Source organism: Acidicapsa dinghuensis, assembly GCF_025685685.1.
Classification (GTDB): Bacteria; Acidobacteriota; Terriglobia; order Terriglobales; family Acidobacteriaceae; genus Acidicapsa; species Acidicapsa dinghuensis.
Genome location: NZ_JAGSYH010000005.1, coordinates 1 through 26,887, shown reverse-complemented (window position 1 = coordinate 26,887; position 26,887 = coordinate 1). Strand labels below are relative to the sequence as shown.

Here is a 26,887-nt window from a genome sequence, read left to right as displayed (position 1 = left end):
GATCATTTGAGACTCAGGGCGTAGTAAGCCGTTCGCGAACCCTCCGGGCAAGCCTCTCGATCAGTTCGACCTTCTTCATTTCTTCTGAAGTAGGCATGTTTCCCGTCTTTTTCGAGGCAATACATACCTCCGTCGCCAGCGTGACCAGCCGATCGGTATCCGCAACGTTTTTCTTCTGGAACTCCGCCGTGAAATACAAGGCAAGCTTTTCGCGTCGAGGATCGTCGATAAACATCGTCAAATCGGTTGTGAAAGGGGTGTATCCGATCCCACCACTGTTGCGCGGCGGTGTGCCGGCTAAGGCCGTTCCTGAACCTTGAATGACGATCGGCTTGGAGCCAGAGCCTCCCCCGACGCCACTTGCTCGCGGACCGGGTAACGGATTCTGAGCCAGGACAGCGACTGCAACTGCGAGCATTCCGAATTGAGTCAAGCGGCGCCAGGGATACATCCGAATCTCCTGCCGGCTTTTTGCCGCCGGCGATGCCATCGGAAGCCCAAAACTAAGGTAGGCTGCAATCCAAGGGGAGTGGAGATGCTTCCCCAAGGATCGCAGCCCGCTGGACCCTGAACCGGGTCGAGGTGATACGCTAAGTGTAAGCCCGTTCTCCTCCGTTGCAACAGAATTCTTTCAGGCCTTCATCATCGGATCCGGTAAAGGTTTTTCCTCGCCCGATCCGTCCCATTTCAACCTTGCCGTTACGTTGACGCAGGGCTCACGCCCTGATACAAAAGAGTGTTCCTGCGCAAACGGCGCACAACCCTGAGAAACTGGCGAACCTGCCGATATGCAAGCGATTCTAGGACAACTCGGCGATTTGTTTCTTTCCTCTACGCCGACACTTATCCTCTTTATTTTGTTGGTGATCTGCTATCAGGTGCTGGTTCACGGCCCGCTTAGCAAAGCACTGAAGGAGCGGCGTGCCCGTACGACAGGCGCCATCGAAGAAGCGGACAAGGCCGTCGCCGCCGCTGCCCAGCGCGCAGCTGATTACGAGAGTAAGCTCCGCCATGCGCGTGCCGAGGTTTTCCGTCTCCGCGAGCAGCGGCTGAAGCAATGGGCTCAGGAGCGTGAAACGGCAGTCGAGGCCGCACGGAATGCAGCTGTTCAGCGAGTTCTCGAAGCACGGCTCTCTATCGATGCCGAGGCCGATCAGGCGCGCAGCTCCATCGCAGCCAGCGTCGATCAACTGGCCGATCAAGTTCTGCATGCAGTCATGCCGGCGGCTGCCGGGGGTTCCCGTTGAGTTTTCGTAAGCTATTCTCCATAAAAATTGCTGTTTGCCTGGTCTTCGGATCGCTCATCTTCGCTCTTCCAAGCGCAAGCCGCGCTGTCTTTGCGCAGGAAGCACAACCCCAGGCTCAATCCACACCAAAGAGCCAGGGAAGCTTCTTCAAGCAGGAGCGTCAGGCGGTTAAGCAGGAAGAAGCGGCAGAGACCGATCAATTCCGGCACTCAGCCACCGTCCAGTGGCTCGCCAAGACCCTCCATATGGATGTGGAGACGGCAGCGACGGCCTTCGAGTACACCAATTTCATCGTTATCCTGCTTTTCATCGGAATTCCGCTCTACCGCATCCTCCCTAAAATTCTGCGCGAGCGCCGGGCAAAACTTAGCTTTGAGCTCGATCAGGCCAAGGCCCGAACCGCCGACGCCGGTGATCGTCTCAAAGCGGTAGAAGCCAAGCTCGCCGGTCTCGACGCCGAGATTGCCCAAATTCGCAAGCAGGTTGCAGAAGAGATGGTCGCCGATGAGGCGCGCAGCAAAGCTCAGCTTGAGGAAGAGACATCACGCGTCGTTCGTGGTGCCGAGCACGAAATTGCCGCCGCCGCAGCTCAGGCGCAGCGCGGCCTGAAGCAGTTCGCTGCCAACATCGCGGTGGACCGCGCCCTGAGTCGCATGACGGTGGATGAAGCCACCGACCGGGCGCTCTTCGCCGAATTTGCTAGTGACGTTGCCGGAAGCCATCGCGGTTCGCACGGGAAGGGAGAGCACGCATGAGCGTTTTTGCTGCCCGTTACGCCCGCGCATTTGCCGATGTTGTTGGTCAGTTTGGTGAGAACGAAACCGGAGGAGCAGCAGCCGTCGAAAAGCAGTTGAACGCCTTCCTCGCCGCATGGGACGAGAGCCCGGAGCTGCGTGAAGTTTTCGGCGATCCTTCGGTGCCCGTCGTGCAGAAAGTAGCTGTGGTCGATGCGCTGAAAGCGAAGCTCCATTTCGCTCCGCACGTGCGCAATTTTCTTGCCGTGCTGATTGAGCACGACCGCATCACCGCAGTGCATGAGATTGTCGCCGAGTATCACAAGGAACTGCAGGAACGGCTCGGTATTCACCACGCGGAAATCGTCACCGCCCGCGAATTGAATGCTGACGACAAGGCCGCTCTCGTTGAGAAGATCGGCAAGCTGGTCCACGGCAAAGTAGATCCCACCTTCACTTTGGATAAGTCGATCCTCGGTGGGGTCGTGGTCAAGATTGGTTCCACCGTATATGACGGCTCGGTCGCAGGGCGCTTCGAGCGGCTACGGGAAGAGTTGAGCAACTAACGGAAGTTTTTCGGACAGAACAGGAAGCTTGAGTATGGCGCAGATTAGAGCAGACGAGATTTCGCAGATTCTCCGCGAGCAGATCGCAAATTACGACTCCAAGGTGCGGGTCGACGAGGTTGGCTCCATCATCTCGCTCGGTGATGGTATAGCCCGCCTGCATGGCCTCGACAAAGTCATGGCCGGCGAACTGTTGTCCTTTCCGCATGGCATCGCAGGACTCGCTCTGAGCCTTGAAGAGGACCAGGTCGGCGCGGTGCTGCTTGGCGACTTCACCGAGCTTCGCGAAGGCAACGAGGTCAAGCGCACCGGCAAGATTCTCAGCGTGCCTGTAGGCGATGCCATGATCGGGCGCGTCGTCAACGGGCTCGGCGAGCCTATCGACGGCAAAGGCCCCATCGCCACCAAAGATACCCTCCCCGTTGAACGTCTCGCTCCCGGCATCATTGACCGCCAGCCGGTGAAGCAGCCCATGGCTACCGGCATCAAGGCCATCGACTCGATGATTCCGATTGGCCGCGGCCAGCGCGAGCTCATCATCGGCGACCGCCAGACCGGCAAAACCGCTGTCGCGCTCGACACCATTATCAACAACGCCAAGAATGACCTCATCTGCATCTACTGTGCCATTGGCCAGAAGCGTTCGTCGATCGCGCAGGTCGTGCAGACACTCACCGACGCAGGCGCGATGGGCCACACCATCATCGTGGCAGCATCGGCTTCCGAACCTGCGCCGCTCCTGTATCTGGCTCCCTATACCGCGACCGCCATCGGCGAATACTTCCGCGACTCGGGTCGTCACGCGCTGGTGATCTATGACGATCTCTCCAAGCATGCAATGGCCTACCGCGAAATTTCGCTGCTGCTCCGCCGTCCGCCAGGTCGCGAAGCGTATCCGGGTGATGTTTTCTATCTCCACTCCCGCCTGCTCGAGCGCTCGTCCAAGCTGAGCGATAAGAAGGGCGGCGGATCGCTCACCGCCCTGCCCATCGTTGAAACACAGGCAGGCGATGTCTCGGCATACATCCCAACCAACGTCATCTCCATCACTGATGGCCAGATCTTCCTCGAAACCGACCTTTTCAACTCGGGCGTCCGCCCCGCAGTCAACGTCGGTCTCTCAGTTAGCCGCGTAGGATTCTCAGCGGCCATCAAGGCAACCAAGCAGGTTGGTTCCACGCTCAAGCTCGATCTTGCGCAGTACCGCGAGCTCGCAGCCTTCGCCCAGTTCGGCTCGGACCTCGATCCACTGACTCAGAAGCAGCTCAGCCGCGGCCAGCGCCTCACTGAGCTTCTGAAGCAGCCGCAGTTCCAGCCGCTCACGTGGCAGCAGCAGGTTGTCATCCTCTTCGCCGGTACACAGGGCTACCTCGATCCCTTCCAGGTTTCCGAGATTCGCGCCTACGAGGACGGTCTATACAACTACATGGCGACCGCGCAGAGCGCGCTCGTGGATGAGCTGACTCAGAAGCGCCAGCTCGATGACGACGTTAAAAACAAGCTACACGCTGCACTCAAAGAATACTCAGCAACCTTCCAGGAAACGCTGAAAGCGAATCAGGAAGCCACAGCCAAAGCTTAAGAAACAAGTGTGCAGGTGTGAGTAGCACTATTACTCTCACACTTCACACTTCCACACTCACACTCAAGGTTTTCAATGCCCAGCGTACTCGACTTAAAACGGCGCATTCGCAGCGTGAAGAACACGCGGCAGATCACCAAGGCCATGAAGATGGTCTCGGCCGCACGCCTGCGCCGCGCCCAGGCCCGCGCCCTTGCTGCCAGGCCCTATGCGCAGATGATCACCAGCGTCCTTGAGTCGCTGGTCCGGCGCATTGAGATCATTGACCCGGAGACCAATAACATCCGGCATCCGCTCTTCCTGTCGCGTCCGGAGAAGCGCGTGCTGCTCGTCGTCATCGCTGGCGACCGCGGTTTCGCAGGAGCTTTCAACGGCAACATCCTCAAGGCGGCCTTTAACTACATCCACGACCGTGGCGAAAAGGAAATCGACATTGAAACCGTCGGCCGCAAGTCCACCGATGCGTTTCGCCGCCGCTATCCAGCGGCGATTTACAACGAGAAAAAAGTCGATAACCCAGCCGACGGCGAAATGACCGTCAAGGAACGCGACCGCAAGGCTCCCATTGAAATGGTTGGCGATCACCTCGGTATTCTCGAAAAGCTCGAAGCGCACTCTGCTTTTGAGATCGCCGAAGAGATTATTCGCCGCTACGTTCACGAAGAGATCGACGCCTGTTACATCGTTTACAACGAGTTCAAGTCGGTCATACAGCAACGCGTAGTCACCGAGCGCCTGCTGCCTCTGATCGAGATCGGTAAGCATGACATCACGCAGTCCATCGAGCTTACCAGGGAAGAACGCGAAGAAGCCGCCAGGGCTGCCGCCTCTGCAGGCATCGAGCTGCAGGAACCGGATACGCACGAGGCCGACGAGGAAGCGAAGAAGTTCGGAACAGCCGAGGTCGACTACATCTATGATGAGTCGCCCGAGGAGCTATTCAACGGCCTGCTGCCCCAATATGTTTCCGCGATGCTCTACCACGCAATGGCCGAGTCGGTAGCGGCTGAGCACGCAGCGCGTATGACGGCGATGGATGCGGCCACCAACAATGCCAGCGACATGATCGACGCCTACACGCTCAAGATGAACCGCGTGCGTCAGGCTGCAATCACCAAGGAGATTATCGAAATCGTCAGCGGAGCCGCGGCGGTTTAAGGAATCGGGCGCCCCATGTCTCGATTTTGAGACATGGGTAACGAGGCCCCGAAGATCAGTAGTAGGCAAAGATTTGGAAGGCATACGATGGCAAAGAATATCGGCAAGGTAATTCAGGTTTCCGGTCCCGCCGTGGACGTGCAGTTTGAAGAAGCGACAATGCCGCCTATCTATCAGGCACTGCGCGTCACCAGTGAGGGCTTCAACGTCCCCGTGCCCATTGACGTAATCCTCGAAGTGCAGCAGCACCTCGGCGAGGGCCGCGTCCGCACCGTCGCCATGGAAGCAACCGACGGCATGGTGCGCGGCATGAATGCGCACGACCTGGGCGGTCCAATCACCGCGCCTGTGGGCAAGGAGACGCTGGGCCGTGTCCTCAATGTCATCGGCAACCCAGTCGATGAGCTCGGTCCTGTCGACGCAAAGCAGCGCAAGCCTATTCATCGCGCCGCGCCGTCGTTCGAGGAGCAATCGACCCAGGAAGAGATGTTCGAGACCGGAATCAAGGTCATCGATCTCATCCAGCCCTTCTTGAAGGGCGGCAAGATCGGCCTCTTCGGCGGCGCCGGTGTCGGCAAGACAGTCGTCATCATGGAGCTGATCAACAACGTCGCCAAGAATCACGGCGGTTACTCGGTCTTCGCTGGCGTCGGCGAGCGTACCCGCGAGGGCAACGACCTCTGGCTCGAAATGTCCGAGTCCGGCGTCATCACGCCCGGCGATTCCTCGAAGTCCAAGGCCGCACTTATCTACGGCCAGATGACCGAGCCGCCCGGAGCCCGTCTGCGCGTCGCCCTTACCGCTCTCACCGTCGCCGAGCACTTCCGCGACGAAGAAGGCGCCGACACGCTGCTCTTCATCGACAACATCTTCCGCTTCACGCAGGCCGGTTCTGAAGTATCCACACTGCTCGGCCGCATGCCCTCGGCCGTCGGATACCAGCCCAACCTCGCCACTGAAATGGGCGAGCTCCAGGAGCGGATCACCTCCACCAAGCGCGGCTCCGTCACCTCCGTGCAGGCCGTCTACGTGCCCGCCGACGACTTGACTGATCCCGCCCCGGCCACCACCTTCGCCCACCTCGACGCTACCACTGTGTTGAGCCGTCCGCTGTCCGAACTCGGTATCTACCCCGCCGTCGATCCGCTGGCCTCCAGCTCGCGCATTCTGCACGCGCGCGCCGTCGGTCAGGAGCACTATGATGTGGCCCAGGGCGTGAAGCGCATTCTGCAGCGCTACAAGGATCTGCAGGACATCATCGCCATCCTCGGCATCGACGAGCTCAGCGATGAAGACAAGATCACCGTCGCCCGCGCTCGCAAGGTGCAGAAGTTCCTTTCGCAGCCCTTCCACGTTGCCGAGCAGTTCACCGGCATCCCGGGCCGCTACTGCAAGATTGCCGACACCGTCCGCTCCTTCAAGGAAGTCATCGAAGGCAAGCACGACGATGTTCCCGAGCAGGCCTTCTATATGAAGGGCACCATCGAAGAAGTGCTCGAAACCGCCGAAAAGATGAAGGCAACAGCGTAGAAAACGAGTGTGAGTGTGAAGTGTGAGGTATTCGGCTTTTCACACTTCGTACTTCACACTCCACACTGAGGTTTTATGGCAGACTCCACCAATCAACTCCGTGTTCGCCTCGTCACCCCCGAGCGCGTGATCGTCGATCTTAAGGCTGATGCCGTCGAGCTTCCCGCGAAGACCGGCTACATGGAGGTGCTCTACGGGCACGCTCCGCTGCTGGCCGAGCTGGGTGCGGGCGACGTAACGCTCCACGGCGCAACGGGTGGCGAGAACGCCGGTAATTCGGACCGTTACAACGTAAGCTGGGGCTTCGTCGAAGTTCTCCCCGACCGTGTAACCATCCTCGCCAACGATGCCCAGGCCCCTGCGCAGATAGACACCGCCCGCGCCAAAGAGCAACTCGAACACGGCCATAAGCTCTGGTCCGACGCCGGGGATGATGCCGATAAGTACACTGAAGCTGAACGCGTCATCCGTGAAGCCGAAGCCAAACTCGCCAGCGCTGGCGACGCCAAGACACACTGAGTTCTGAGCAATCAGATCGAGCAAAAGCCCCGCCAAAGAAGGTGGGGCTTTTGCTTTGCTGTTGTTGACGCGACAACCGTCCGCATTTCCTCCTACAATGCCATGTAGTTATGGCGAAACCGTCCCAAATCCGAGTCTTTGAAGTAGCCTGCCCCGATTGCTCCGCTATTCTGCGCATCGACGCAGAAACCGGCCTGCTCATCAGCCACACACCCGCTCCGCGTAAGCGCACGTTTGAGGATCTTGCCGCAGCCACCAAGGCCATGCGCGAGCATGAGGAGCGCAAGGAGTCCATCTTCCGCCAGTCCGTTGAGGCCGAAAAAAACAAGTCCGATCTGCTGGAAAAGAAATTCGCCGAAGCGCTCAAGAAAGCCAAAGACGCCCCAGAAGGCAGGCCATTGCGCGAATTCGATCTCGACTAACGCCGGAAGTATCTGTGGCTCAGTGGTTTGTTCTGCCTTACCCAGATAGTTTTCGTTGTGAGTAGTGACTTTGAATCACGGTTGGCATCCAACCCATTGCAGCTTTTACGAAGGAGAGACTATGCCTGCCATTCCCATTTCGAAATCGGCTCCAGCAGCTCAATACACCGAGGTTAAGCTTACCGGCGCAGCATTACCCGCAGCCCCTGCAACAACACCCGCGCAGGAGCTGGACCTGACCAATCTTCTCGCCGCCGGCACCCTCGTCGCAGGTGGAATTCTGCTGCTTGCGGGCCGCCGTCGCGCTGCCGCCGCCGTGGCCGCAGCAGGCACTGCCTATGTGCTGCTTGAAGAGCAGGAAGCCGTGAAGCAATGGTGGGAGCGATTACCGGGATACGTAGCTGGCGCTCAACAGTTCATCGAGCGTGTAGAAGGCTACATGCAGGAAGTCAGCGCCCAGGGACATCGTCTGCAGAACATTCTGCGCCGATAGAAGTCCCAGTCCTCAGTTTGCCTTTAAATTCCAAGCTGCAACCGCCCTGCCGCACTAATACGGTGGGGCGTCCACTTTGGCTCCCATACCAGATCGACTTGCGCCTTGCTCACCTGCGGAATACTCATCAGCCGGTTGTGTACCTGCTCAAAAATCAATCCGCCCGCCGGACACTGCTGCGTCGTCAGCGTCATCGTGACCTTCACATGTTGGCGCGGAAACGCCGGAGCAGCATTCGGATCAGCTTCGAGCGCAACGCCGTAAATCAAACCAAGATCGACAAGATTAAGCTTCACTTCCGGATCAAAACAGTCTCGAAGCGCAGCATAGATGTCATCTGCGGTCAGTTCTGGAAGCTGCCATCGGGAACTCTGCTGCATCATGGCGACGACTAGCTCTTGCGCTCAACGAGATAGCGTGCAACAGACCGCAGACCCTCGGCATTCGCGCCGAATGGCTCCAGCGCAACGAACGCCTCGCCGATCAGCCGGTCCGCATCGCGCAGGCTCTGCTCAATGCCATACACCGCCGGCCACGTCGCCTTGTCCTGATTCAGATCCTTACCCGCCGTCTTACCAAGCTGCGCGGAGTCCTGCGTCATATCCAGCACATCGTCGATGATCTGAAAAGCAAGCCCAGCCTTACGCCCGAAGGTATCCAGCAGCGCCACCTGCCCGGGCGTAGCCCCGGCAAAGATGCCACCCGTTACCACGCTCACGCGAATCAATGCGCCAGTCTTCGCGCGATGAATCGCATCCACCGATTCCGGCGTCGGCTTCGACCCTTCGCCTTCAAGATCCAGCACCTGCCCGCCAATCATGCCTTCCACCGTGCCGGTGGCGTTGGCAATCTGGCGAATAATCTCAACCGTCGCAGCAGGAGGGCAATCGAGCGTCGCCAGCACTTCGTACGCCCGCGTCTGCAGCGCATCGCCTGCCAGAATCGCAATCGCTTCGCCAAAAACCACATGCGCCGTCGGCTTGCCGCGCCGCAGATCGTCATTGTCGAGCGCCGGCAGGTCGTCGTGAATCAGCGAGTACGTATGCAGCATCTCAATCGCCGCACCGAGTTTCCCAATGCCTTGCGGAACCGCTCCCGCAACCGCCGCGGCTGCCTGATACACCAGCACCGGCCGCAGCCGCTTGCCACCGGCAAACGTCGAATGGCGCATGGCCTTGTGAATCGAAGAAGGAACGGTTTCCGGAGCAGGAATCAGCGCCTCAAGATTCACGTCCGTCAGCTCGACGCCTTCGCGAAGCAATGATTTCACATCGAGATTGAGCGCTGTATCCATTCTTTCCATCATAAATTAACCATCGAACGCCGTCTTCGGATCGCAAACCACATTCCTGCCAGCACAACGACTGCCGCCGCGCTAATCTCATCGCCCCACAGATCGTCCGCCAGATTATGCCAGCGCACATCCAGAGTGGAGTCGCCTTCGCTCACCGGTACTGCGATCAAGCCATCCTCACGTTCTGGCGCATTCTCCGCAGGTTTTCCATTCACCATAATCCGCCATGCCGGATACCGGCTTAGACGCAGCACAACAAACCCCGCATGGTCCGCATTGATCTGAAATATCTTATGCTCGTTCTGCCAAAGTTGCGCCGTGAATGTCTGATCGCACGAGCCCTGCTCGGGATACCAGTCAGGCTCCGAACCGTTCTGGCTCTCACCCAGTTTTTTGGTCGCATCGGTGACAAGGCAGGCGTCCGGCAAATCCGATGAAATCAGCGAATTGTCGCTATCCAGCGCCGCGTATTCATCCGTTCCGTCCACGCCCGAGTTGGCTTGAAACACAGCCTTCTGATTGCCGACGTCATCCTCGTTATCGCAGTACTGATAGAAGAACAATGTTCCGAGTGCCGTGAAAAGCACGAGTACAACAGCCCATCCGGCTGCCGATCCCAACCGCCAACGCAGACTCTTCCACGGCGTCGAAATTGCAAGAAATATGGCGAAGGAAAGATTCAACACCATCAGCCATCGCCACGGAAACTGTAGGAACGCCAGCTTCGGCAGCCATGACCACAGCGGTGCCGAAACAGGGAACTGAAGCAGCAGGATCACCGGTATGAGCGCTGCCAGCGGAATCCATATCGCACGTCCATCCCGTGGCAACTTGCCGCTCCGCCATGCGGTCACGAACCCCGCGCATGCCAGCACCACCGTCAGCACCACCAGCACAGAAGCAGTGCGTAATACCTGGTCATGGTATGACAGATCAGGCGATGCGTGCCGCGCAAACAGCCAGCTATCCTGCACCCGCATGCCCACATCCACCGCGCGGCCAATATCGATCCATTTCTGCTCAACCGCTGCCGGCACCAGATAACACGCCGCTAATCCAAGCCCGACAGGCAACGCTATGGCTGCACGGATCATCGGCCACCACTCCCGCCGCAACAACGCTGCGCCCGATACGGCATACATCAGCAGATAGCACGCCATCACACCTGACGGAGCATTGGTAAGCCAAGTAGCCGCAATCACCAGCGCAAGCCAGAGTATCCAGCGATCAAAGCCTCGTACGCCAGCCGAGCGATCAGGTTCCTTCCACGCAAATAGCAGCACCAGCGGTATAGCCACCGCCGCTGCCAGTTCACTGAAAGCCGTACGCTCATACGCAGTAAACAACCCATAAGGGGTAGCAGCCGCAATCACCCCCGCAAGCGTCGCCTTCCCTCCGGATACCCATGAACTCGCCAGTCCACGCAACATTGCCCGCACAGCGAATCCCGTCGCCGTCAGAATCAGGAAGACAAGCGCCGACGGCAGAATCGTCCAGGGCAGCAGATACCCAAGCAACGCACCCAGCATCCAAGTCAGCGGAGGATAAAAGACAAATCGCGGTTCACCCGCATCCCAGTTTGGCGTCTGCGCCCAATGCGGATACAGTACGCCCTGGCTCCATGCGCGCTTCGTCTCCATCCACGAGATCAAATGGAACTCAAAATCATGCCCGCACGAGACTCCTCGCAACACCCGTACACTGCCAGCGACAAACAGCGCTGCCAGCGGAATCCACAGCGCACCATCACCCCATTTAAGACCGCGCCACACTCTGGCGAATGCGCCGTTTTGATTTGACCCGCCGGTTGCAGCCACCTATGGCACCAGCCGCAGTGTGTGAGAGGTTTGTCCAGTCACAGCCGCGTCAGAGAAAGGCATGGCAAAGGTAGTACCGCCATACCATGCCGGCCATTGATCGCGAAACCACGGGCTCAGCGGATCGCCGCTTTCACCCAGCACGATATTCTCTGTCGACTGATCGGGCGCGCTCCAGTCCATCGTGAAGCGCTGGCTCGGCCCGAAAGCGCGGCCCACCTGCTTGATCGTGACGGTATCGCCGCTCAATGGCTGTTCACCTGTGCCCGACCATCCCTTGATCAGCGGCAATAGTTGATACACCGGATGCTCCAGGTCAATCACATGCCACGACCCATAGCTCCATTTCGAAAGATTCTGCGGAGCCTTGGACTGCTCCAACGCCTTGCGCACCGCATCGGTCAGCAATGAATCCCAGTCCTTGTAGTTCGGTGGCAACCACGGGCTAGGTCCCGGCCCTGCCGAGCCGTGCATGATGATCTCTTCCTCGGCAAAATTCGACTCACCCCATTCATACGATTCGCCATCGGCCCCAAGCTTCGGCTGCAGAATCATCGGCCAGAAAGCCTGTCGTGCGCGGAACACAATCGACGCAGCGGCAGAATCAGCCGTCATCCGTCCGTCCCAGCTTCGCAGTAGATCGGCAGTCTGTTTCAAACGGGCATCCGTTCCTGCCGTATGGTCAATCGCATAGGCAACCCGATGCGCAAGCTCCTGGTCTTCTTCGCTGTAAATGTCGGTTTGTACTGCAATCATGTCTTCGCGCTTCAGATTGTCGCGTCCCCGCAAATCAAGATAAATCCGCTCGGCACGGTACGGATCGGGCCACTCGAGCGTCAGCGGAAACTTCGTGTCGTTCGGTGTCACGCGCGCATTGGCCGTCGCCAGCAGACCCGACGGCGGATCGAATGAGAGGGGAAGATCGTCAAACGGAATATACCCCTGCCACTCATGCTGCGTATCTGTAATCGGAGTTCCGACCAGTCCCGCAGGCCGCATTGGCACCTTACCCACAGCGTGATATCCGATATGCCCGGCGTCGTCGGCATAAACCACATTCTGCGTAGGCCAGCACCACGCATCCAGAGCATTCGAAAACTGTTGCCAATTGCTCGAAGTGTCGATCTCATACAACGGAATCGACGCCAGCGCAGGATCGTAGAGTGTCCAGTGCAGCGCGATCGGACGTTTTTCCTTCTTGAACACCGGGTCAAGCAGCGGGCCGTGATCGGTCAGTTCGACATCGAGCTTTACATCTGGCTTGAATCGCACATGGATCGTCTCATGCACATGAGCCAGTGGCCGCCAGTCTCCTTGTGGGCTCAGATAGTTTCCTTTGCCGTCCAGCTTCTCAACATAAAGATCCTGTACGTCCGCATACAACGCGGTAAATCCCCACGCTACGTGCTCGTTATGGCCAGCGATCACAAACGGCATGCCCGGCAGCGTCACGCCCTCCGCATGAAAACCCTGAGCCTTCAGATCAGCCATGTACCAGATATTCGGCACTGTCAGGCCCAGATGCATATCGTTTGAAAGCATCGGCTTGCCGCTTGCCGTATGCTTGCCCGCAATCACCCAGTTGTTCGATCCAGGAACACATCCCGCACAGGCTGGCAGCCCCAGCGCACGGCGCAACTCCGCGATGTCCTCGCCCCCCGGCGCTCTTTTCCCGGAACGCATTTGTGCCTCATCCGTATCGTCCGGTGGCGGCGCAGGATGAGGCTGCGTCATATCGGCAACAGCTGCGGTAGGCGGTTGATCGCGCCACGATCCAGTCGGATACAGATCAGCCTCGAGTTTTGCGTTGTTCAGCTTGCTTGAAATCAACTCACGGCTCAGCTTGGCTTCCCAATGTGTGTCCAGGCTCTCCACCATATTCAGTCCGATGAGAATGGAATCGGAACCCTGCCAAGGCTTCGGACGATAGTGCAGGAAACGAAACTCGGAAGGCCATTTGCCGTTGCATTGCGCAATATAAAGATTCACACCCTTGGCATACTGCTCATAGCGCCGCCGATCCGATTCTGGAAAGCTGTTGTATACACGCAAAGCCACATTGCGAAACTGCAGCACACGCTGCATTTTGTCCCGCTCAATCATCGATGGGCCGATGATCTCGGACAATTCGCCAGCCGATGCCCTGCGAAGCATATCCATCTGCCACAGGCGATCCTGAGCCGTCACAAATCCCTGCGCCAGCCATAGATCATCTTGCGTTGCGGCTTCAATATGCGGAACGCCATGGTCATCGCGTCGCACCGTAACCGGCGCTGAAAGACCGGAGAGATGCAGCTCACCATCCACCTGCGGAAGGGAAGCGGACATCGCATGATGCAGCCACCACACGCCAAAGAGCGCCACCAGCAGGACAAATGCTGCGAGTCCGCCAACAGCCCAAAGCAATCGCCGCAGCCATTTTCCCGCTCGTGTCAAACAATTTCTCCTGGCGAATCCAACCGGACTCAACGCTACACTTCTGCAATCTCTCTGGCCTGCTTAGAATAGCTGGCCCAACCGGACTCAAGAAAGATTGTCCATAGGCAGCGCCGCTCGTTTGATTCGTCTCGAAGCAACAACCGCAAGCCCCAACATCACCAAAACGATCAAGGGAAGAATCAGCACACTGCCCTCCGGCCCTGCGCTGCCGCCACTCCAGAGATTCGGTCCCGCAGGAGCGGAGGTCAGCCAGTGATCCTTCGGTGCCATGCCGCTATCTGCCGTTCCAAACAGAAATGTCTGAGCCCAGTCCCACGCCGCATGAAAACCGATCGCCCACCATGCCGATCCCAGCGCCCACACACTCACGCAAAATGCAAACCCGATCAGTGCCGTGCCGAAAATACCAACCGAGCTTTCACCACGATTAAAGGTGTGCAGGTAACAGAAGAGTACTGATGTCAGCCATGCCGCGCACCAAAAACCTTCCATTTCGGAGCGGCGTAGATGCAAAACCAGGCAGCCCGGCACGCCTAACACCGCAGCCGCATACACTCCGGCAGTTCCATTGCCGTGCGCATTCACCGAAGCAGCGAGACAGAGAAACGCAACGGTGCCGCTCGACCACCAGAAATCTGCGCCACGCGTCAAAGTGCCAAGCAGAAAGCAGCGAGTCATACCCTCTTCGACCAGCCCCGTAAGAAGAAACACTCCCGCCCACGCCAGCCCGAACCGAACGGCGTGCGTCTCTTGCAAATCGCCCACGCTAAAGCGAATCCACCCACCGCTATGGAGTATCGCCAGCAACAATGAAAGAGATGCGGCGCCAGTAAGCGCTCCGACAGCGAACTGCAAGACCCAGTGCCGTGAACGCAGGTTGTAATCCAGCCAGTTACACCGGGCAACCAGCGCTCCCAGCAGCATCGCAGTCACAAGCGCTAGAAATGAGACAACCTCGAGAAAGCCCGCAGTCGCAGGTCCAAAACCCTTGAGTGCGTTCTCCAGTGAGATCCCAAGCACCTGAGCGCCGATCACGGTAAAAATCCTCGACGTCACGAAGTTCACAACGAGAAAACCGGCAGCGATCCAGCCCGAACGTAACCCATGCGGGCCAAATAATATCTGCTTCAGAATCCGGATTTCAGTTGGCTCAATCGGGCTGAGTGGTGGCGTACTGCTTATGCCCACAGTACTGCTCTGGTGATGAGGGTCAACGTCTGCCATGAATATCCTTTTAGGAATCAGAATACGCTGCACCGAAAATCGCAGTTCCCGCTTTTTCCGCTTTGCGTTGTGATGGCCGCCATTGTGCGACCGGCGACTTGACACACCCAGGCAGACCTAAGATGCTAGACACTTCGGCCATTGTGCCTGTCCCCGTCGCGCAGAGTGGCGGACGATTCAGCTAGCTACGGGAGCAGCCAGTCTTGCGGGTTCGCGTTTTCTACCACGACAAATGCTTTGACGGAGCCTGCTCCGCCTCACTCTTCACCCGCTTTTATCGCGAGTGCATTGCTCCGACCCTCAGCGAGCCCGTCACCTATGAATATCAGGGCCTCGTTCATCGCGCCGGAGCTCTCTTCAATGAAGCCGACTTCACCGGCGACGAAAACGCCATCGTCGATTTCAAATACTCGGCATCTCCAAAAATTACCTGGTGGTTCGATCATCATCTCTCGGCCTTTTTGACACCCGCGGATCATGAACACTTTCTGGCCTGCCAGCGTGATCCCGTCTGCGCCGGACACAAATTCTTCGACCCCAGCTACACTTCCTGCACCAGCTATCTCGCGCACATCGCCGAGACCCGCTTCCGCTTCGATACAGCGCCAGTTAAGGACCTGATCTACTGGGCCAACATCGTCGATGGCGCTCTCTACGAAAGCCCCGAAGCCGCAGTCGAAATGGCAGCGCCTGCCATGAAGCTGACGCTCATCATCGAGTCCACGCAGGACCCCACTTTTATCCCGCGTCTCATCCCGCTCCTCACAGAGCTGCCGCTCGCCGAAGTCCTCAGTCAGCCTTTCGTCGCGCCTCTTTTGTTTCCGCTGTTGGAGCAGCACGAGCGCGCCATCGCCCTCATCCGCGAGCGTGCCGAGTATCGAGACGGCACCATCTTCTTCGACATCTCCGATCATCAGCTCGAAGGCTTCAATAAGTTCATCCCGTACTACCTCTACCCGCAGGCCACATACTCCATAGGCCTGTCCAAATCGAGCTTCCGCACCAAGGTCGCAGTCGGCTCCAATCCCTGGACCAAGGCAAAGCCAGAAGAGATGGTTAATCTCGCCCAGGTTTGCGAGCGCTACGGCGGCGGCGGCCACGCCCGTGTCGGCGCCATCAGCTTTCCGCCAGACCGTAGCGATGAAGCCCGCGAAGCCTCCCTCGTCATCGTCGCCGAACTGCGCGCAAAAAATCCCTTTCCCGGCAAGTAAACGCACGCAGAAAGGAGTCGCATCCAAATGCGCCTTTCCCGGAAGGTCCAACAATTCTTGCTCGTCGCCGCATCGGCCCCTTTTATCGTCGGAGCCACCGCTCAGCAGATAGTTCAGCAACCCACGCATCCGCAAGACTGGGCTCTCGGCCCATTTACACGCCCAATCCAAGAGCCAGTCATCCGCCCCAATCCCGCCAGCGTCTTCGAAGACCCAATCCTGCATAAACCCATTCATTGGGAGGGTCTGCACACCTTCAATCCCGCGGCCATCGTGCGCAACGGCAAGATCGTCGTTCTCTATCGCGCCGAAGACGACTCCGGCTCCATGCAGATCGGCATGCACACCTCGCGCCTCGGGCTCGCTGAATCGGGCGATGGTATTCACTTCACCCGTATGCCTGAGCCCGTCTTCTATCCCGCCCAAGACAGTCAGAAATCGCGCGAATGGCCCGGTGGCGTCGAAGACCCGCGTATCGTCGAGGCTCCTGATGGCACCTACGTCCTTACCTACACGCAATGGAACCGCAAGACCTACTCCATCGGCGTCGCAACATCGCCCGACCTCATCCACTGGACCAAGCACGGTCCCGCACTTGGCGATACCGGCCCTTACGCGAACCTCGCATACAAATCCAGCGGCATCGTCACGCATCTTGAAAACGGTCGCCTTATCGCCGCACGCATCCACGGAAAATTCTGGATGTACTGGGGCGAGATTCAGATACGCTTAGCGTCCTCATCCGATCTCATCCATTGGACCCCCATCGAAGAAGCTCCCGGCGAGCCCACCGTCGTGCTCAGCCGGCGTCCCAAGTTATTCGACAGTGCCTTCCCGGAAGTAGGTCCGCCGCCGATTCTAACGAAGCAGGGAATTCTCCTGCTCTATAACGGCAAGAACGCCGAAAAGCCCGAAGACCATCCAGATAAGCAACTCGGCCCGGGCGCATATTCAGTCGGACAAGCTCTCTTCGACCCAGACCATCCCACGCACCTGCTCCAGCGACTTAACCAGCCGAGCTTATTTCCGCAGGAGCCATACGAGCGCAGCGGCCAGTACACCGCAGGCACAACTTTCGGCGAAGGTCTCGTGCTCTTTCAGAACAAGTGGTTTCTCTACTACGGCACTGCCGACTCATTTGTCGGTGTCGCAAGCGCACCTGCCGGCAACCTCGTCAGATAATTCGCTCACTCAGGCCTTGATGTGCACGTGCTCTTTAGGGTGCGGATTCAGGCTCGGCCACTTCGGACGGCGATGTTCCAGGAAGGCCATGATGCCTTCGCGGAAATCTTCTGTCGATCGCTGCAGTGAATTAGCAGTAATGGCATCTTCGATCTCATCATCAAGCTGCGCAGCAGAGTGGCTCACAACCAGTTCTTTCACTGCCCGCATCGCCTGCGGACTGTTCTGTAGCAGACTGTTTGCCAGCGCGTGTACCTCCGCCATCAGTTCTTCCTGCGGCACAACGCGCGTCACCAGCCCCAGCCTGCATGCTTCCTCTGCCTTCAAAATCCGTCCGCTTAACAGTAGTTCGCGCGTATGCTTTTCACCTACCTGCCGGATGAGGAATGACGCAACCACGGCGGGAGTGAATCCAACCCGGACCTCTGTAAAACCAAACCTCGCCTCTGGGGCCGCATAAGTGAAGTCGCACAACACCGCCAACCCCATGCCGCCCGCGATAGCCGGTCCGTTGACAGCCGCAATAATCGGTTTGGGAAACTCATACAACGTTCGCAGGACGCGAGCCATGTTTTCCGAGTCACGCCTATGCTGTTCCTGTGTCCTGGCATGCATTGTTTCCAGGTGTTCCATGTCCAGTCCGGCACAAAATGCCGATCCTGAGCCTGTCAGGATTACGACCTCGCAATCGCACTGTGCGGTATCGTTCAGTACTTGCGTTAACTCGTCGATCAACTCCGGACTGAGTGCATTGCGCTTCTCAGGACGGTTCAGCGTAATGATCTGTATTCCCTGTTCCGACTCGACTTCAATGAAGCGAAACTGGTTCATGACAAACGCCTCCTGGCAACGAACCATCATAGCCTAACTTTGTTTCGTTCCGCCTTCACCTATGTTGATGTGCCAAAGAACAAAAAGGCGGCGACTGATGTCGCCGCCTCAAATAAGCCCCTCCCCAGGTGGGCGAATCGAATCTAATTACCCCGCGAACGTCAGCAGCCACAGCACCAATATGCACACACCATGCACCAGCAGCATCTGTGCGATGGCCGATTGCAGCCCCTTGCCGCGCGCCAGCAACAGTGTCATGAACACGCCATCGAGTGGAAGCTGCCCCAGGACCATCAGGTGCGACCAGTGAGCCGCTCCATGAACATCCAGGCCAAAGGCGGGCTGCGAGACCAGCGTAGCGTAGGGAAACGTCAGCCGCAGCGCCCAGATGCCTGCCTGCGTTGCCATCGCATACCATTCCTGCGCAAAGCCTGCGAGGAACAGGCCCACGGCAATTGGCCAGAATGCAACGAGAAACGCACCCGGCTTCTTTTTGTCTTTTGATTTTTCTTTCTTTACTGCTTGCTGTTTCGGTTCTTGAGCTGTTTGAACAGCGGATTGAGAGCTGGCCGCGTGTATATTTTTCTTGGTTTTGCGGTGACGGGCCTCAGGCATCGTTGTCGCAATCTGGTTCATGTCTCAGAGAGTAAGGTTACTTTCGAATGCCCTCAATGCCCCTAAGTGGGTATAAACACAACCATCGGTGGGAAACTAAGGGGGGATTTCTGCTCGGCCTGCCACTCTCCCCCTGCCGCAACGCGCAATCGCCCGAAAACACCATCCACCACACCTTATTTCGAGGAGGGATCACACTGTGCCGGCAATACTTTTCAAATTTCAGGAAGACGACCCTGTGGTCACCGGATACATCAAAAGAGAAACTCTCGATGACGTCGAAAGATGGCAAACCCGCGATGATTACGATTTCGAATTGCACTCCGGCCATCTGACCGGATACCCGATCTACATTCGAACGGTCCAGTACGCGCGCGCGACCTCGAATATTCCCAAATTCGACACGCTAAATAAGAGCGCGACAGATTACACGCAAATTTCAGACTTTGCGAATGCGGATAAGCTCGGCAGTCTACCGCTTCCTGCGAAAAACGAAATTCTCACTCTCATCGCGAACAACTGGGAGGCTTTTTCCGAATTAGCCCAGAATTACTGGAACAATACCCCTGTCTCTACGAAGACTCGCGAAGAGATCGAGCATGAAGCCTGGGTGAATGCGGAAACTTCTGATACCGGTCAGCACTTCGACCAGATATCTCTCAACCAATTCCGTTCTATGTACTGTCTCTGAAATCGTCGCGGATGCACGTTGCTGGCAGCAGTGCATCCGCGACACCCACAAAGCTACAGTCCCAGCAAATCCGCCCGCCTCTGCATCGCCGCCAGGCAAAAAGCGATATGCGCGTCCAGATCGACACCAAGCTCTTCTGCTCCCTGAATCACATCCTGCCGGTTCACGCCGCGGGCAAAAGCCTTGTCCTTCAGTTTCTTCCGGACATTCGCAGGCTCTACGTCAGCGATAGCCTTTGAAGGTTTCACCAAAGCGCACGCCGTCAGAAAGCCCGATAATTCATCGCACGCGAATAACACCTTCGCCAGATAGGTATCGCGTGGCACACCTGAATACGTGGCATGCCCGAGGATCGCCCGGCGCAGACTCTCCGGCCAGCCAAGCCGCTCGAGCTCGCGTACCCCAACAAACGGGTGCTCTTCGAGTGAGGGATGTTTCTCATAATCGAAATCGTGGAGCAGAGCAGTGGTGGCGTACAGGTCCAGCAGTTCGCCGCGTTCCGGATCGCTTTCCTCCAAGCCCAGCCGGTCAGCCTCGGCATTTCCGTAGGCCACTACGCAGGTCTCTACACCAAGGGCATGCTTCCGCAAACTCTCGCCCTGCGTCCATTCCGTCAGCAACGCCCAGGCGGCGCTGCGGTCAAACCCGTTGCTGCTCATGGCCTCCATCTTACCGAAGCGTCGTGATGCGTTTCTGTAAGGGGGCATGCGCGTTATCAGTCATGTCGGCTCGCTGTAAGTGTCTCAAAAACCGCCATGTTGCAGCTTATGGTTCGTGTTTCTTTGGTTTTCTTCAGGTTTCTTGCCGGTTTTTCCGATATGACCCGAGTTTTTCACTTGACAATTATGGTTCAACAGGCGGAAAGTAACACTTGACGCGGCGGAAAAGTCACTTCTCCTGTTTTCTATGTCGGGTATATGCCTGAGTGGGGAGCGAGAGAAGGGTTGATTCGCCAACGGAAGCCCTGCTCTGGCTCTCCGCAGCAATCTATGGCAACGACAGTGGTGACGATGCCTCTAACCATGCCTGCACGCGAAGTATTGCGCTGCGAACACTGCCAGCTGGTGCAGTTCCGAACCAGCAACTCCATGTGCCGGCGCTGCCACAAGGCGCTCGACATGGAAGAAGCTCCCGCCCCCATCGCCATGGTGCCAGCGGTTGATTCCGATTCCGAGGAATCCGACGCTGGTCTTCGCGTGGCCTCACAGGTCAAGGAGATTCGCAAGGCGCGCCATCTCAGCCAGCGGCAGCTTGCCAGCCGTATGCAGGTGCCTCGCACCTATATCTCCAAGATCGAAAACGGCAAGGCTATTCCGACACTGGGTTCGTTGGAGCGCCTCGCCTACGCCCTTGAAGTCGATATCTGCCATCTGGTGCGCGATGGTCGCGGCCGTCGCGAGGAAGAGACAGCGCAAATTCTCGCCGATCCGTTTCTGGCCGAGATTGCTCAGTATCTGCCCCGGCTCGAGCCATTGCAGCGCTCCTTGCTCCTGAATCAGGTGCGGGACCGCGCCCGGGAAGCTGCGCGTGAGCAGGCGCTGGGCAAGCGGCGTACCGCGTAACACACGATTTGTAACTGATCCGTCTTCTCCAAGGCGGCGGCGCAGCACCTACTGAAGTCGTTGTGCCGCCGGCTCCGTCTCGATCTGTGAGTCCCATACGCTCCGCGCGATCGATCTTGAATTGCGATGGCAAGGCGCATGTGCTAGCGTCGAAGTTGTCTGCTTTGTGGCGCCAACCATGCATTGCGCGCAGAAAGCATGCGCTTGCAAGAGGCGAATTCTTTGTATCTCACCACTACGTCACGGATCCATGAGCTCTCGCCCGAAGAGCGAGCTATCTTCGATACCCTGACGCCTACCCGCTTGCCAGAGCATGTCGCCATCATCATGGACGGCAATGGCCGCTGGGCAGGGGCCAGATCACTTAAGCGATTCCTCGGCCATCAGCAGGGAGCCAAGAGCGTTCAACTCGTCACCGAAACGGCCTCCCGCATCGGCCTTCCGTGGCTCACCCTTTACGCCTTTTCACTGGAAAACAATCTCCGTCGCCCTCGCGCTGAAGTCAGCTTCCTCATGCGCCTGTTGCGCAGCTATCTGGAAAGCAACGTCCAGCGCATGATGGACAACAATGTTCGCATCCGTTACATCGGACGCACCCACGAGCTCCCCCCCGACGTGCAGGAGCGTATGCAGTGGGCTGCCGAAGAAACAGTCAACAACACCGGTACCACTCTAACGCTGGCCCTTAATTACGGCTCCCGCTCCGAACTAGTCGACGCCTTTCGCTCCCTTGCTGCTGAAATGAAGCAGAAGGGAGTCAGCCACGATCGGATCACCGAGGAGGACATCCATCGCCACCTCTATACGGCTCACATGCCAGACCCGGATCTGCTCATCCGCACCTCAGGCGAGATGCGCATCTCCAACTACCTCCTCTGGCAGATCGCCTATACCGAAATCTTCGTCACCGAGCGCTTCTGGCCCGACTTTCGCGGCATTCACCTGCTCGAAGCCATTGCCGCTTACCAGCGCCGAGAGCGTCGTTACGGCGGCCTGGGCGAAGCCGAGCGTGAAGCTCATGCAGATGAATCCGAAGACGCAGCGGTAGCTCCCTCCGGCGCGCGCTGACTCGCGCTATGCAAACAGTTAGAGCAGGGAAATCGCAGCCCAGCGGTGTATCCTCACCCTTGGCATGAAAAGAATTCTTACAGCGCTCGTACTTATTCCCCTCGTTATACTTCTCGTCTTCTTCGCGCCCGACTGGCTAGTCACGCTCGCTACCGCTGCAGTCGCCATCCTGGCCGCCTGGGAATTTCTAGGCATCGCCCAGCACACCGGCGCAAAACCTCCACGCATCCCTGTCGTGTTTTCCATTGGTCTGCTATTTCTCGTCAGTTTCGAATGGCCAGATAAGCTCCTCACCACCGTCGGCATCCTTTCGCTCGCACTTCTTGTCTACTGCGCCTTTGCCTGTCCCATAGCGGAAGTCCTCTCCAGCTCTGCCGCTGCCATATTCTGCCTCATCTACACCGGGCTCACGCTCATCGCCGTGCCCTTCATCCGCAGTTCCGAAGAGGGTAAATCCGCGCTCGTTTTCCTACTGTGCGCCGTCTGGTGTGGAGACATCGCAGCGCTTTACATCGGCCGCGCCTGGGGCCGCCGCAAGCTCGCCCCGCGGCTGAGCCCCAACAAAACCTGGGAAGGCACCGCCGGTTCAATTTTAGGCAGCCTGATCGTCACCGCTCTTCTACTGGTTCTTTCCGTCCAGTTAGCTCATCGCGAACTGCATTTCCTCGTTTACTCGGGCACCATCGCCTACTGGCTCCTCATGGCCATCCTGGTTAATATCGCGGCCCAGGTAGGCGACCTCGCCGAATCCGCCCTCAAGAGGTCAGCTGGCGTCAAAGACTCCGGTACCCTCCTTCCCGGCCACGGAGGCATTCTCGACCGTATCGACGCCCTCCTGCTCGCCGCCCCAGTCTTCTGGTACGCCCAGGTCATCCAGCACTTCTAAGCAAAAAGTCTCGACCCGATCTACGGCGCTAAACCAGATACCATAGAAGTTGTCATCCTGAGTGAACCGGATCCCCGCGGACAGGTCTTCGTCCGTGGGGTGAAGAACCGGGTCCCCGGCGAACGCGCTTTTCGTTCGTTGGGGTGGAGAAGCGAAGGATCTGCTTTTCAGGATGCACCACAGGATCACCTCTTGAAACGACTAGCAATTCTCGGCTCCACCGGCTCCATCGGCCAAAGCACCCTCTCCATCGTTGAGTCCTATCCCGACCGCTTCTCCGTCGCCACCCTCGCCGCTGGACGCAACATCGATTCCGCCTTCGAACAGACCCTCCGCTGGCATCCGCGTCTCGTCTCGCTGGCTACTGAAGAGCTCGCCTCCGAACTCGCATCGCGACTCCGTGCAGCAGGCATCACCGATACCGAAGTCCTCTGGGGCTCAGGCGGGAGCGTCGCCTGTGCTACCCATCCCGACGTGAATTTCGTAGTTTCAGCCATCGTCGGCGTAGCCGGCCTTGAAGCCACCCACGCAGCCATCCTCGCCGGCAAGCCCATCGGCCTTGCCAACAAGGAGTGCATGGTAGCCGCAGGCGAAATCCTCACCCGTACCGCCCGCGCAGGCAACGTCCCACTGCTTCCCATCGACTCAGAACACAATGCCATCCATCAGTGCATGCGCGTCGGCGTCGCCGCTGAAGTCAAGCAAATCTGGCTTACCGCCTCCGGAGGCCCATTTCGCCGCCTCCCGCTTGCCGACTTCGATTGCATCACCCCCGAGCAGGCCCTCAAACATCCCACCTGGGTCATGGGGCGCCGCATCACCATCGATTCGGCCACCATGCTCAACAAAGGCCTCGAAGTCATCGAAGCCTGCCGCCTTTTCGACTTACCACCGTCGCAGGTTCGCGTCACCGTCCATCCGCAATCTACTGTCCACTCGTTAGTCGAATACGTAGACGGCTCCATTCTCGCGCAAATCTCCGTCACCGATATGCGCCTGCCTATCCTCTACGCCCTCGCCTACCCCGAGCGTCCGGCCTCCAATCTCACTTTCAATCTCGCCGCGCTCTCGCAACTCGATTTCGAGCAACCCGACTTCGCCCGCTTCCCCTGCCTGCGCCTCGCCTACGAAGCCGCCCAAAAGGGTGGAGAGCACCCCATCGCTCTCAACGCCGCCGACGAGGTCGCCGTTGAAGCATTCCTCGACCGCCGCATTCCGTTTAACGGAATCCCGCGTACAATAGAAGAGGTGCTGGAACGGACTCCCACAAGCCATCCGGAGACAATCGCCGGGGTGCTTGCAGCCGATTCCCAGGCGCGTGAACGGGCTCGCGAAGCAGTCCAACAAGCTGCCACTCGCGTGTAAAGTATTTCTCCTGAGTTGCATCAGCCGGACAGGAGAAATACCTCAGGTCATGTTCTGCCTTGGCCGCCCATTGAAGCATTGAGGTTTTGCACGCGCATCTATGCACACGTTTCTCGTCGATACCATCTCAGTACTCATCGTCCTCGGCATCATGGTCCTGGTGCATGAGTTCGGCCACTTCGTAGCAGCCAAGCTCTGCGGTGTCCGCGTCGAGCAGTTCTCCATCGGCTTCCCGCCGCGTCTCTTCGGCATCCAGATCGGCGAAACCGATTACTGCATCTCCGCCACTCCGCTCGGCGGCTACGTCAAGATGACCGGCGAGTCCATGCCCGGCGAAAACATGTCGCTGCAAGGCGCGGACGCCGAGGCCATCGAAGCCAACAAGGTCGATCCCGGCGCGCTTACCTCGCATCCCCGCTGGCAGCGCATCATCATTGGTCTTGCCGGACCGGTCGCCAACTTCGTTCTCGCCATCGGCCTCATGACCGGTTTCTACATGCTGCACAATGAAGTGCCTGTCTACGAAGATCAGGCCGTCACTCTCGACTGGGTCGTGCCCGATTCACCCGCAGCCAAAGCGGGCCTGCAGCCGGGTGATCGCATTGTCAGCTTTTCGCATGACGCCAATCCCACCTATCAGCAGATCTACGAAGAGTCCGCTCTGGCCCTCCAGTCCCTCGGCCAGGAGCACACGGTATCCATGGAAGTCGAGCGCGGCGGTCAGACACTGCCTCTGACGCTATCGTTGCCAGACGCGCTGAAACACGATGATTTCTCCCCCGACGAGATTGGCTTCATCCCTGTCTTCCAGCCCGACCCCGTCAAGGTAGTCTCCATCAATCCCGGCTCGCCTGCAGCAAAGGCAGGCATTCAACCCGGCGACCAGCTCATCACCCTGGACGGCCACGCCTTCCACAGCACCGAAGCCGTCATCTCCTACCTGCAATTCCGCAAAGGCGCGCCGATCTCTGCGCAGGTTGATCATCAGGGCAAACTCTCAACCATCGCCATTCAGCCCGCATACGATACCGCCAACCCTCCGCCAGCCTGGCGTATCGGATTCACTGGATCAAGGCCTCCATTCCATATCGTCCAGCTTCCGTTCCCGAAGGCGGTAGCCGCGGCAGTCAAGTTCAACCGGCAAAACTCGACCCTGATCCTGCAGGTGCTGCACCGGATCGTCACGCACCGTATGTCGATCAATACGCTTTCCGGTCCCATCGGCATAGCCCGCCAGACCGGCGAAGCAGCGGAAACTCCCGGTTGGGAAGCCAAGTTGAAGGTCATGACCTTCATCAGTCTCAACCTTGGCATCCTCAACCTGCTGCCGTTCCCCATCCTTGATGGAGGCATGATTCTCTTTCTCATCATCGAAGGCATCCTGCGCCACGACATCGATATGCGGGTCAAGGAACGGGTCTACCAGGTAGCCTTCGTCATGATTGTTGTCTTCGCCGTCTACATCATCTTCAACGACATTTCCAAGCTGCCTCTCTTCACCCAGGGCAAACCGTAAAGTGCGTCGTACGATGTAAGTTGTCATCCTTGAGCGGAGCGAAGGATCTACTTTTGTTTTTGTTGTTGCTTTTCTGGTCTGTCATCCCCGAAGGGGATCTGCTTTTCCTGATGCAGCCAGCCAACCACTACTAAGCCTCTTTATCCCTCGCACTTAAAATCAAATTATGCCGATCGTCTCCGAACAGCGCGTCCGCTACGCCGAAACTGACCAGATGAACGTGGTCTACTACGCCAACTATCTGGTCTGGTTTGAGATTGGCCGAGTCGAGTTACTCCGTGCCCTCGGCTTCGATTACAAGCAGATGGAAGACGAGTATGACTGCATCCTGCCTGTCGTCGAAGCCAGCTGTCGTTACCGTTCGCCTGCCCGCTATGACGATCTCGTCCAAATCGAAGCCGACCCCACGCTGCTGAAGAACTCCGTCCTCAAATTCGCCTACCGCCTCTCGCGCAAGGAAGCGGACGGCAGCGCGACGTTGCTAGCCGAGGGAGAAACTGTCCACGTAGTCTGTACTCACAGCATGCAGAGATGCCCAATGCCCAGGCAATACGAACAGGCAATTCGCGATGCAATGCAAGCAGCCAAGTTGGATCGCACAGAAAAACAGGACGAGACACAAGAACCAACACTGCAGAGCTAGGTCAAGGTTGTCATCCTGGGCGAACCGGGGTCTCCGGCGAACGCGTTTTGTTCGCTGGGGTGGAGAAGCGAAGGATCTGCCGTAGCCTTTGTTTTTGCAGTTGTCCTTGCTTTTCTGGTCTGTCATCCCCGAAGGGAATCTGCTGTTCCCTGAAACCGCGTCGCCGGGTGCCTGTAGAAGCTCAAGAGGTTGTTCCATCGGCGAGCGGTATCTCGGAGCGGCTGATGGGCGGGTTGTAGTTGAGGCTACCATGAGGTCTTTCGTGGTTGTAGTAGTGAGTCCATGGCTGCAG

The 26,887-nt window shown here is 58.0% G+C and carries 27 protein-coding genes; 18 read left to right on the top strand and 9 right to left on the bottom strand.

From position 1 onward, the window contains the following. Positions 1-13: 13 nt before the first annotated feature. The gene (locus OHL22_RS15045) at positions 14-451 is read right to left on the bottom strand and encodes a hypothetical protein (protein WP_263338997.1); all 438 of its coding nucleotides are present in this window, start codon (positions 449-451) and stop codon (positions 14-16) included. Between the two features lie 337 nt (positions 452-788). Between OHL22_RS15045 and OHL22_RS15040 the strand changes: the two genes are divergently transcribed. The 9 genes from OHL22_RS15040 (at position 789) to OHL22_RS15000 (ending at position 8,251) form a co-directional block, all read left to right on the top strand. Next, positions 789-1,247 carry an ATP synthase F0 subunit B gene (locus tag OHL22_RS15040; RefSeq protein ID WP_263338995.1) on the top strand — a complete coding sequence of 153 codons (459 nt, stop codon included), beginning with the start codon at positions 789-791 and terminating at the stop codon, positions 1,245-1,247. Then, complete coding sequence (locus OHL22_RS15035) at positions 1,244-2,002, top strand: ATP synthase F0 subunit B (protein ID WP_263338993.1); 759 nt, start codon at positions 1,244-1,246, stop codon at positions 2,000-2,002. The genes OHL22_RS15040 and OHL22_RS15035 overlap by 4 nt, the downstream gene beginning before the upstream one ends. Beyond that, positions 1,999-2,547, top strand: coding sequence for an ATP synthase F1 subunit delta (atpH, locus tag OHL22_RS15030; RefSeq protein ID WP_263338991.1), 549 nt, complete (start codon positions 1,999-2,001; stop codon positions 2,545-2,547). The genes OHL22_RS15035 and atpH overlap by 4 nt, the downstream gene beginning before the upstream one ends. 34 nt (positions 2,548-2,581) lie before the next feature. Further along, the gene (atpA, locus tag OHL22_RS15025) at positions 2,582-4,129 is read left to right on the top strand and encodes a F0F1 ATP synthase subunit alpha (RefSeq protein WP_263338989.1); all 1,548 of its coding nucleotides are present in this window, start codon (positions 2,582-2,584) and stop codon (positions 4,127-4,129) included. 75 nt (positions 4,130-4,204) lie between these two features. Next, positions 4,205-5,287 (top strand): F0F1 ATP synthase subunit gamma, encoded by a 1,083-nt coding sequence (locus OHL22_RS15020; RefSeq protein WP_263338987.1) that lies wholly within the window; start codon positions 4,205-4,207, stop codon positions 5,285-5,287. Between the two features lie 87 nt (positions 5,288-5,374). Continuing rightward, entirely contained in the window at positions 5,375-6,817 is a 1,443-nt protein-coding gene (gene atpD / locus OHL22_RS15015) for a F0F1 ATP synthase subunit beta (protein ID WP_263338985.1), read from the top strand. A 75-nt stretch (positions 6,818-6,892) separates the two neighbouring features. Beyond that, positions 6,893-7,336: an ATP synthase F1 subunit epsilon gene (gene atpC, locus OHL22_RS15010; RefSeq protein ID WP_263338983.1), complete on the top strand. Its 444-nt coding sequence runs from the start codon at positions 6,893-6,895 to the stop codon at positions 7,334-7,336. Positions 7,337-7,446: 110 nt separating this feature from the next. Beyond that, the gene (locus tag OHL22_RS15005; RefSeq protein WP_263338980.1) at positions 7,447-7,758 is read left to right on the top strand and encodes a hypothetical protein; all 312 of its coding nucleotides are present in this window, start codon (positions 7,447-7,449) and stop codon (positions 7,756-7,758) included. A 121-nt stretch (positions 7,759-7,879) separates the two neighbouring features. Beyond that, on the top strand, positions 7,880-8,251 hold the full coding sequence (locus tag OHL22_RS15000; protein WP_263338977.1) for a hypothetical protein: 372 nt from the start codon (positions 7,880-7,882) through the stop codon (positions 8,249-8,251). Between the two features lie 23 nt (positions 8,252-8,274). Here OHL22_RS15000 and OHL22_RS14995 read toward each other — a convergent pair whose 3' ends face one another. The 5 genes from OHL22_RS14995 to OHL22_RS14975 all read right to left on the bottom strand — a co-directional run bounded on the left by OHL22_RS14995 (position 8,275) and on the right by OHL22_RS14975 (position 15,025). Beyond that, entirely contained in the window at positions 8,275-8,634 is a 360-nt protein-coding gene (locus tag OHL22_RS14995; RefSeq protein ID WP_263338974.1) for a metal-sulfur cluster assembly factor, read from the bottom strand. An 8-nt stretch (positions 8,635-8,642) separates the two neighbouring features. Continuing rightward, positions 8,643-9,545, bottom strand: a complete 903-nt coding sequence (locus OHL22_RS14990; protein ID WP_263338972.1) for a polyprenyl synthetase family protein — start codon at positions 9,543-9,545, stop codon at positions 8,643-8,645. A gap of 8 nt (positions 9,546-9,553) precedes the next feature. Next, a complete protein-coding gene (locus OHL22_RS14985) occupies positions 9,554-11,362 on the bottom strand; it encodes a hypothetical protein (RefSeq protein WP_263338970.1) in 1,809 nt (602 codons plus the stop codon). Next, on the bottom strand, positions 11,363-13,798 hold the full coding sequence (locus OHL22_RS14980) for a penicillin acylase family protein (protein ID WP_263338968.1): 2,436 nt from the start codon (positions 13,796-13,798) through the stop codon (positions 11,363-11,365). It abuts the gene before it with no gap. 87 nt (positions 13,799-13,885) lie between these two features. After that, positions 13,886-15,025 carry a CPBP family intramembrane glutamic endopeptidase gene (locus tag OHL22_RS14975; protein ID WP_263338964.1) on the bottom strand — a complete coding sequence of 380 codons (1,140 nt, stop codon included), beginning with the start codon at positions 15,023-15,025 and terminating at the stop codon, positions 13,886-13,888. Positions 15,026-15,228: 203 nt separating this feature from the next. Here OHL22_RS14975 and OHL22_RS14970 point away from each other — a divergent pair, with 203 nt between their 5' ends. Together OHL22_RS14970 and OHL22_RS14965 are read left to right on the top strand one after the other, a co-directional pair. Next, complete coding sequence (locus tag OHL22_RS14970) at positions 15,229-16,236, top strand: phosphoesterase (protein WP_263338962.1); 1,008 nt, start codon at positions 15,229-15,231, stop codon at positions 16,234-16,236. Between the two features lie 27 nt (positions 16,237-16,263). Next, a complete protein-coding gene (locus OHL22_RS14965) occupies positions 16,264-17,418 on the top strand; it encodes a glycoside hydrolase family 130 protein (RefSeq protein ID WP_263338961.1) in 1,155 nt (384 codons plus the stop codon). Between the two features lie 9 nt (positions 17,419-17,427). Here OHL22_RS14965 and OHL22_RS14960 read toward each other — a convergent pair whose 3' ends face one another. Then, positions 17,428-18,249, bottom strand: a complete 822-nt coding sequence (locus OHL22_RS14960) for an enoyl-CoA hydratase/isomerase family protein (protein WP_263338960.1) — start codon at positions 18,247-18,249, stop codon at positions 17,428-17,430. A gap of 147 nt (positions 18,250-18,396) precedes the next feature. After that, positions 18,397-18,885 (bottom strand): hypothetical protein, encoded by a 489-nt coding sequence (locus tag OHL22_RS14955; protein WP_263338959.1) that lies wholly within the window; start codon positions 18,883-18,885, stop codon positions 18,397-18,399. A 178-nt stretch (positions 18,886-19,063) separates the two neighbouring features. Between OHL22_RS14955 and OHL22_RS14950 the strand changes: the two genes are divergently transcribed. Continuing rightward, the gene (locus OHL22_RS14950; protein WP_263338957.1) at positions 19,064-19,555 is read left to right on the top strand and encodes a hypothetical protein; all 492 of its coding nucleotides are present in this window, start codon (positions 19,064-19,066) and stop codon (positions 19,553-19,555) included. Positions 19,556-19,608: 53 nt separating this feature from the next. On the opposite strand, the gene OHL22_RS14945 is transcribed toward OHL22_RS14950, so the two are convergent. Continuing rightward, positions 19,609-20,214, bottom strand: coding sequence for an HAD family hydrolase (locus OHL22_RS14945; protein WP_263338955.1), 606 nt, complete (start codon positions 20,212-20,214; stop codon positions 19,609-19,611). A 330-nt stretch (positions 20,215-20,544) separates the two neighbouring features. Here OHL22_RS14945 and OHL22_RS14940 point away from each other — a divergent pair, with 330 nt between their 5' ends. The 6 genes from OHL22_RS14940 (at position 20,545) to OHL22_RS14915 (ending at position 26,595) form a co-directional block, all read left to right on the top strand. Beyond that, entirely contained in the window at positions 20,545-21,117 is a 573-nt protein-coding gene (locus tag OHL22_RS14940; RefSeq protein WP_263338954.1) for a helix-turn-helix domain-containing protein, read from the top strand. 198 nt (positions 21,118-21,315) lie between these two features. Next, positions 21,316-22,185: an isoprenyl transferase gene (locus OHL22_RS14935; RefSeq protein WP_263338953.1), complete on the top strand. Its 870-nt coding sequence runs from the start codon at positions 21,316-21,318 to the stop codon at positions 22,183-22,185. 64 nt (positions 22,186-22,249) lie between these two features. After that, on the top strand, positions 22,250-23,071 hold the full coding sequence (locus OHL22_RS14930) for a phosphatidate cytidylyltransferase (protein WP_263338952.1): 822 nt from the start codon (positions 22,250-22,252) through the stop codon (positions 23,069-23,071). A 192-nt stretch (positions 23,072-23,263) separates the two neighbouring features. Beyond that, positions 23,264-24,436 (top strand): 1-deoxy-D-xylulose-5-phosphate reductoisomerase, encoded by a 1,173-nt coding sequence (locus OHL22_RS14925; protein WP_263338950.1) that lies wholly within the window; start codon positions 23,264-23,266, stop codon positions 24,434-24,436. 100 nt (positions 24,437-24,536) lie between these two features. Next, positions 24,537-25,952, top strand: coding sequence for an RIP metalloprotease RseP (gene rseP, locus OHL22_RS14920; RefSeq protein WP_263338947.1), 1,416 nt, complete (start codon positions 24,537-24,539; stop codon positions 25,950-25,952). A 166-nt stretch (positions 25,953-26,118) separates the two neighbouring features. Continuing rightward, the gene (locus tag OHL22_RS14915) at positions 26,119-26,595 is read left to right on the top strand and encodes an acyl-CoA thioesterase (protein ID WP_263338945.1); all 477 of its coding nucleotides are present in this window, start codon (positions 26,119-26,121) and stop codon (positions 26,593-26,595) included. Positions 26,596-26,887: the final 292 nt, after the last annotated feature.

Coding starts and splice junctions, on each gene's coding strand:
- OHL22_RS15005 (WP_263338980.1), top strand. CDS start 7,447: ATGGCGAAACCGTCCCAAATCCGAGTCTTTGAAGTAGCCTGCCCCGAT.
- OHL22_RS14995 (WP_263338974.1), bottom strand. CDS start 8,634: ATGATGCAGCAGAGTTCCCGATGGCAGCTTCCAGAACTGACCGCAGAT.
- OHL22_RS15045 (WP_263338997.1), bottom strand. CDS start 451: ATGTATCCCTGGCGCCGCTTGACTCAATTCGGAATGCTCGCAGTTGCA.
- OHL22_RS14955 (WP_263338959.1), bottom strand. CDS start 18,885: ATGAACCAGATTGCGACAACGATGCCTGAGGCCCGTCACCGCAAAACC.
- OHL22_RS14940 (WP_263338954.1), top strand. CDS start 20,545: ATGGCAACGACAGTGGTGACGATGCCTCTAACCATGCCTGCACGCGAA.
- OHL22_RS14990 (WP_263338972.1), bottom strand. CDS start 9,545: ATGGATACAGCGCTCAATCTCGATGTGAAATCATTGCTTCGCGAAGGC.
- atpH (WP_263338991.1), top strand. CDS start 1,999: ATGAGCGTTTTTGCTGCCCGTTACGCCCGCGCATTTGCCGATGTTGTT.
- OHL22_RS14915 (WP_263338945.1), top strand. CDS start 26,119: ATGCCGATCGTCTCCGAACAGCGCGTCCGCTACGCCGAAACTGACCAG.
- OHL22_RS14965 (WP_263338961.1), top strand. CDS start 16,264: ATGCGCCTTTCCCGGAAGGTCCAACAATTCTTGCTCGTCGCCGCATCG.
- OHL22_RS15040 (WP_263338995.1), top strand. CDS start 789: ATGCAAGCGATTCTAGGACAACTCGGCGATTTGTTTCTTTCCTCTACG.
- OHL22_RS14930 (WP_263338952.1), top strand. CDS start 22,250: ATGAAAAGAATTCTTACAGCGCTCGTACTTATTCCCCTCGTTATACTT.
- rseP (WP_263338947.1), top strand. CDS start 24,537: ATGCACACGTTTCTCGTCGATACCATCTCAGTACTCATCGTCCTCGGC.
- OHL22_RS14945 (WP_263338955.1), bottom strand. CDS start 20,214: ATGAGCAGCAACGGGTTTGACCGCAGCGCCGCCTGGGCGTTGCTGACG.
- atpA (WP_263338989.1), top strand. CDS start 2,582: ATGGCGCAGATTAGAGCAGACGAGATTTCGCAGATTCTCCGCGAGCAG.
- atpD (WP_263338985.1), top strand. CDS start 5,375: ATGGCAAAGAATATCGGCAAGGTAATTCAGGTTTCCGGTCCCGCCGTG.
- atpC (WP_263338983.1), top strand. CDS start 6,893: ATGGCAGACTCCACCAATCAACTCCGTGTTCGCCTCGTCACCCCCGAG.
- OHL22_RS15020 (WP_263338987.1), top strand. CDS start 4,205: ATGCCCAGCGTACTCGACTTAAAACGGCGCATTCGCAGCGTGAAGAAC.
- OHL22_RS15000 (WP_263338977.1), top strand. CDS start 7,880: ATGCCTGCCATTCCCATTTCGAAATCGGCTCCAGCAGCTCAATACACC.
- OHL22_RS14960 (WP_263338960.1), bottom strand. CDS start 18,249: ATGAACCAGTTTCGCTTCATTGAAGTCGAGTCGGAACAGGGAATACAG.
- OHL22_RS14935 (WP_263338953.1), top strand. CDS start 21,316: ATGCGCTTGCAAGAGGCGAATTCTTTGTATCTCACCACTACGTCACGG.
- OHL22_RS14975 (WP_263338964.1), bottom strand. CDS start 15,025: ATGGCAGACGTTGACCCTCATCACCAGAGCAGTACTGTGGGCATAAGC.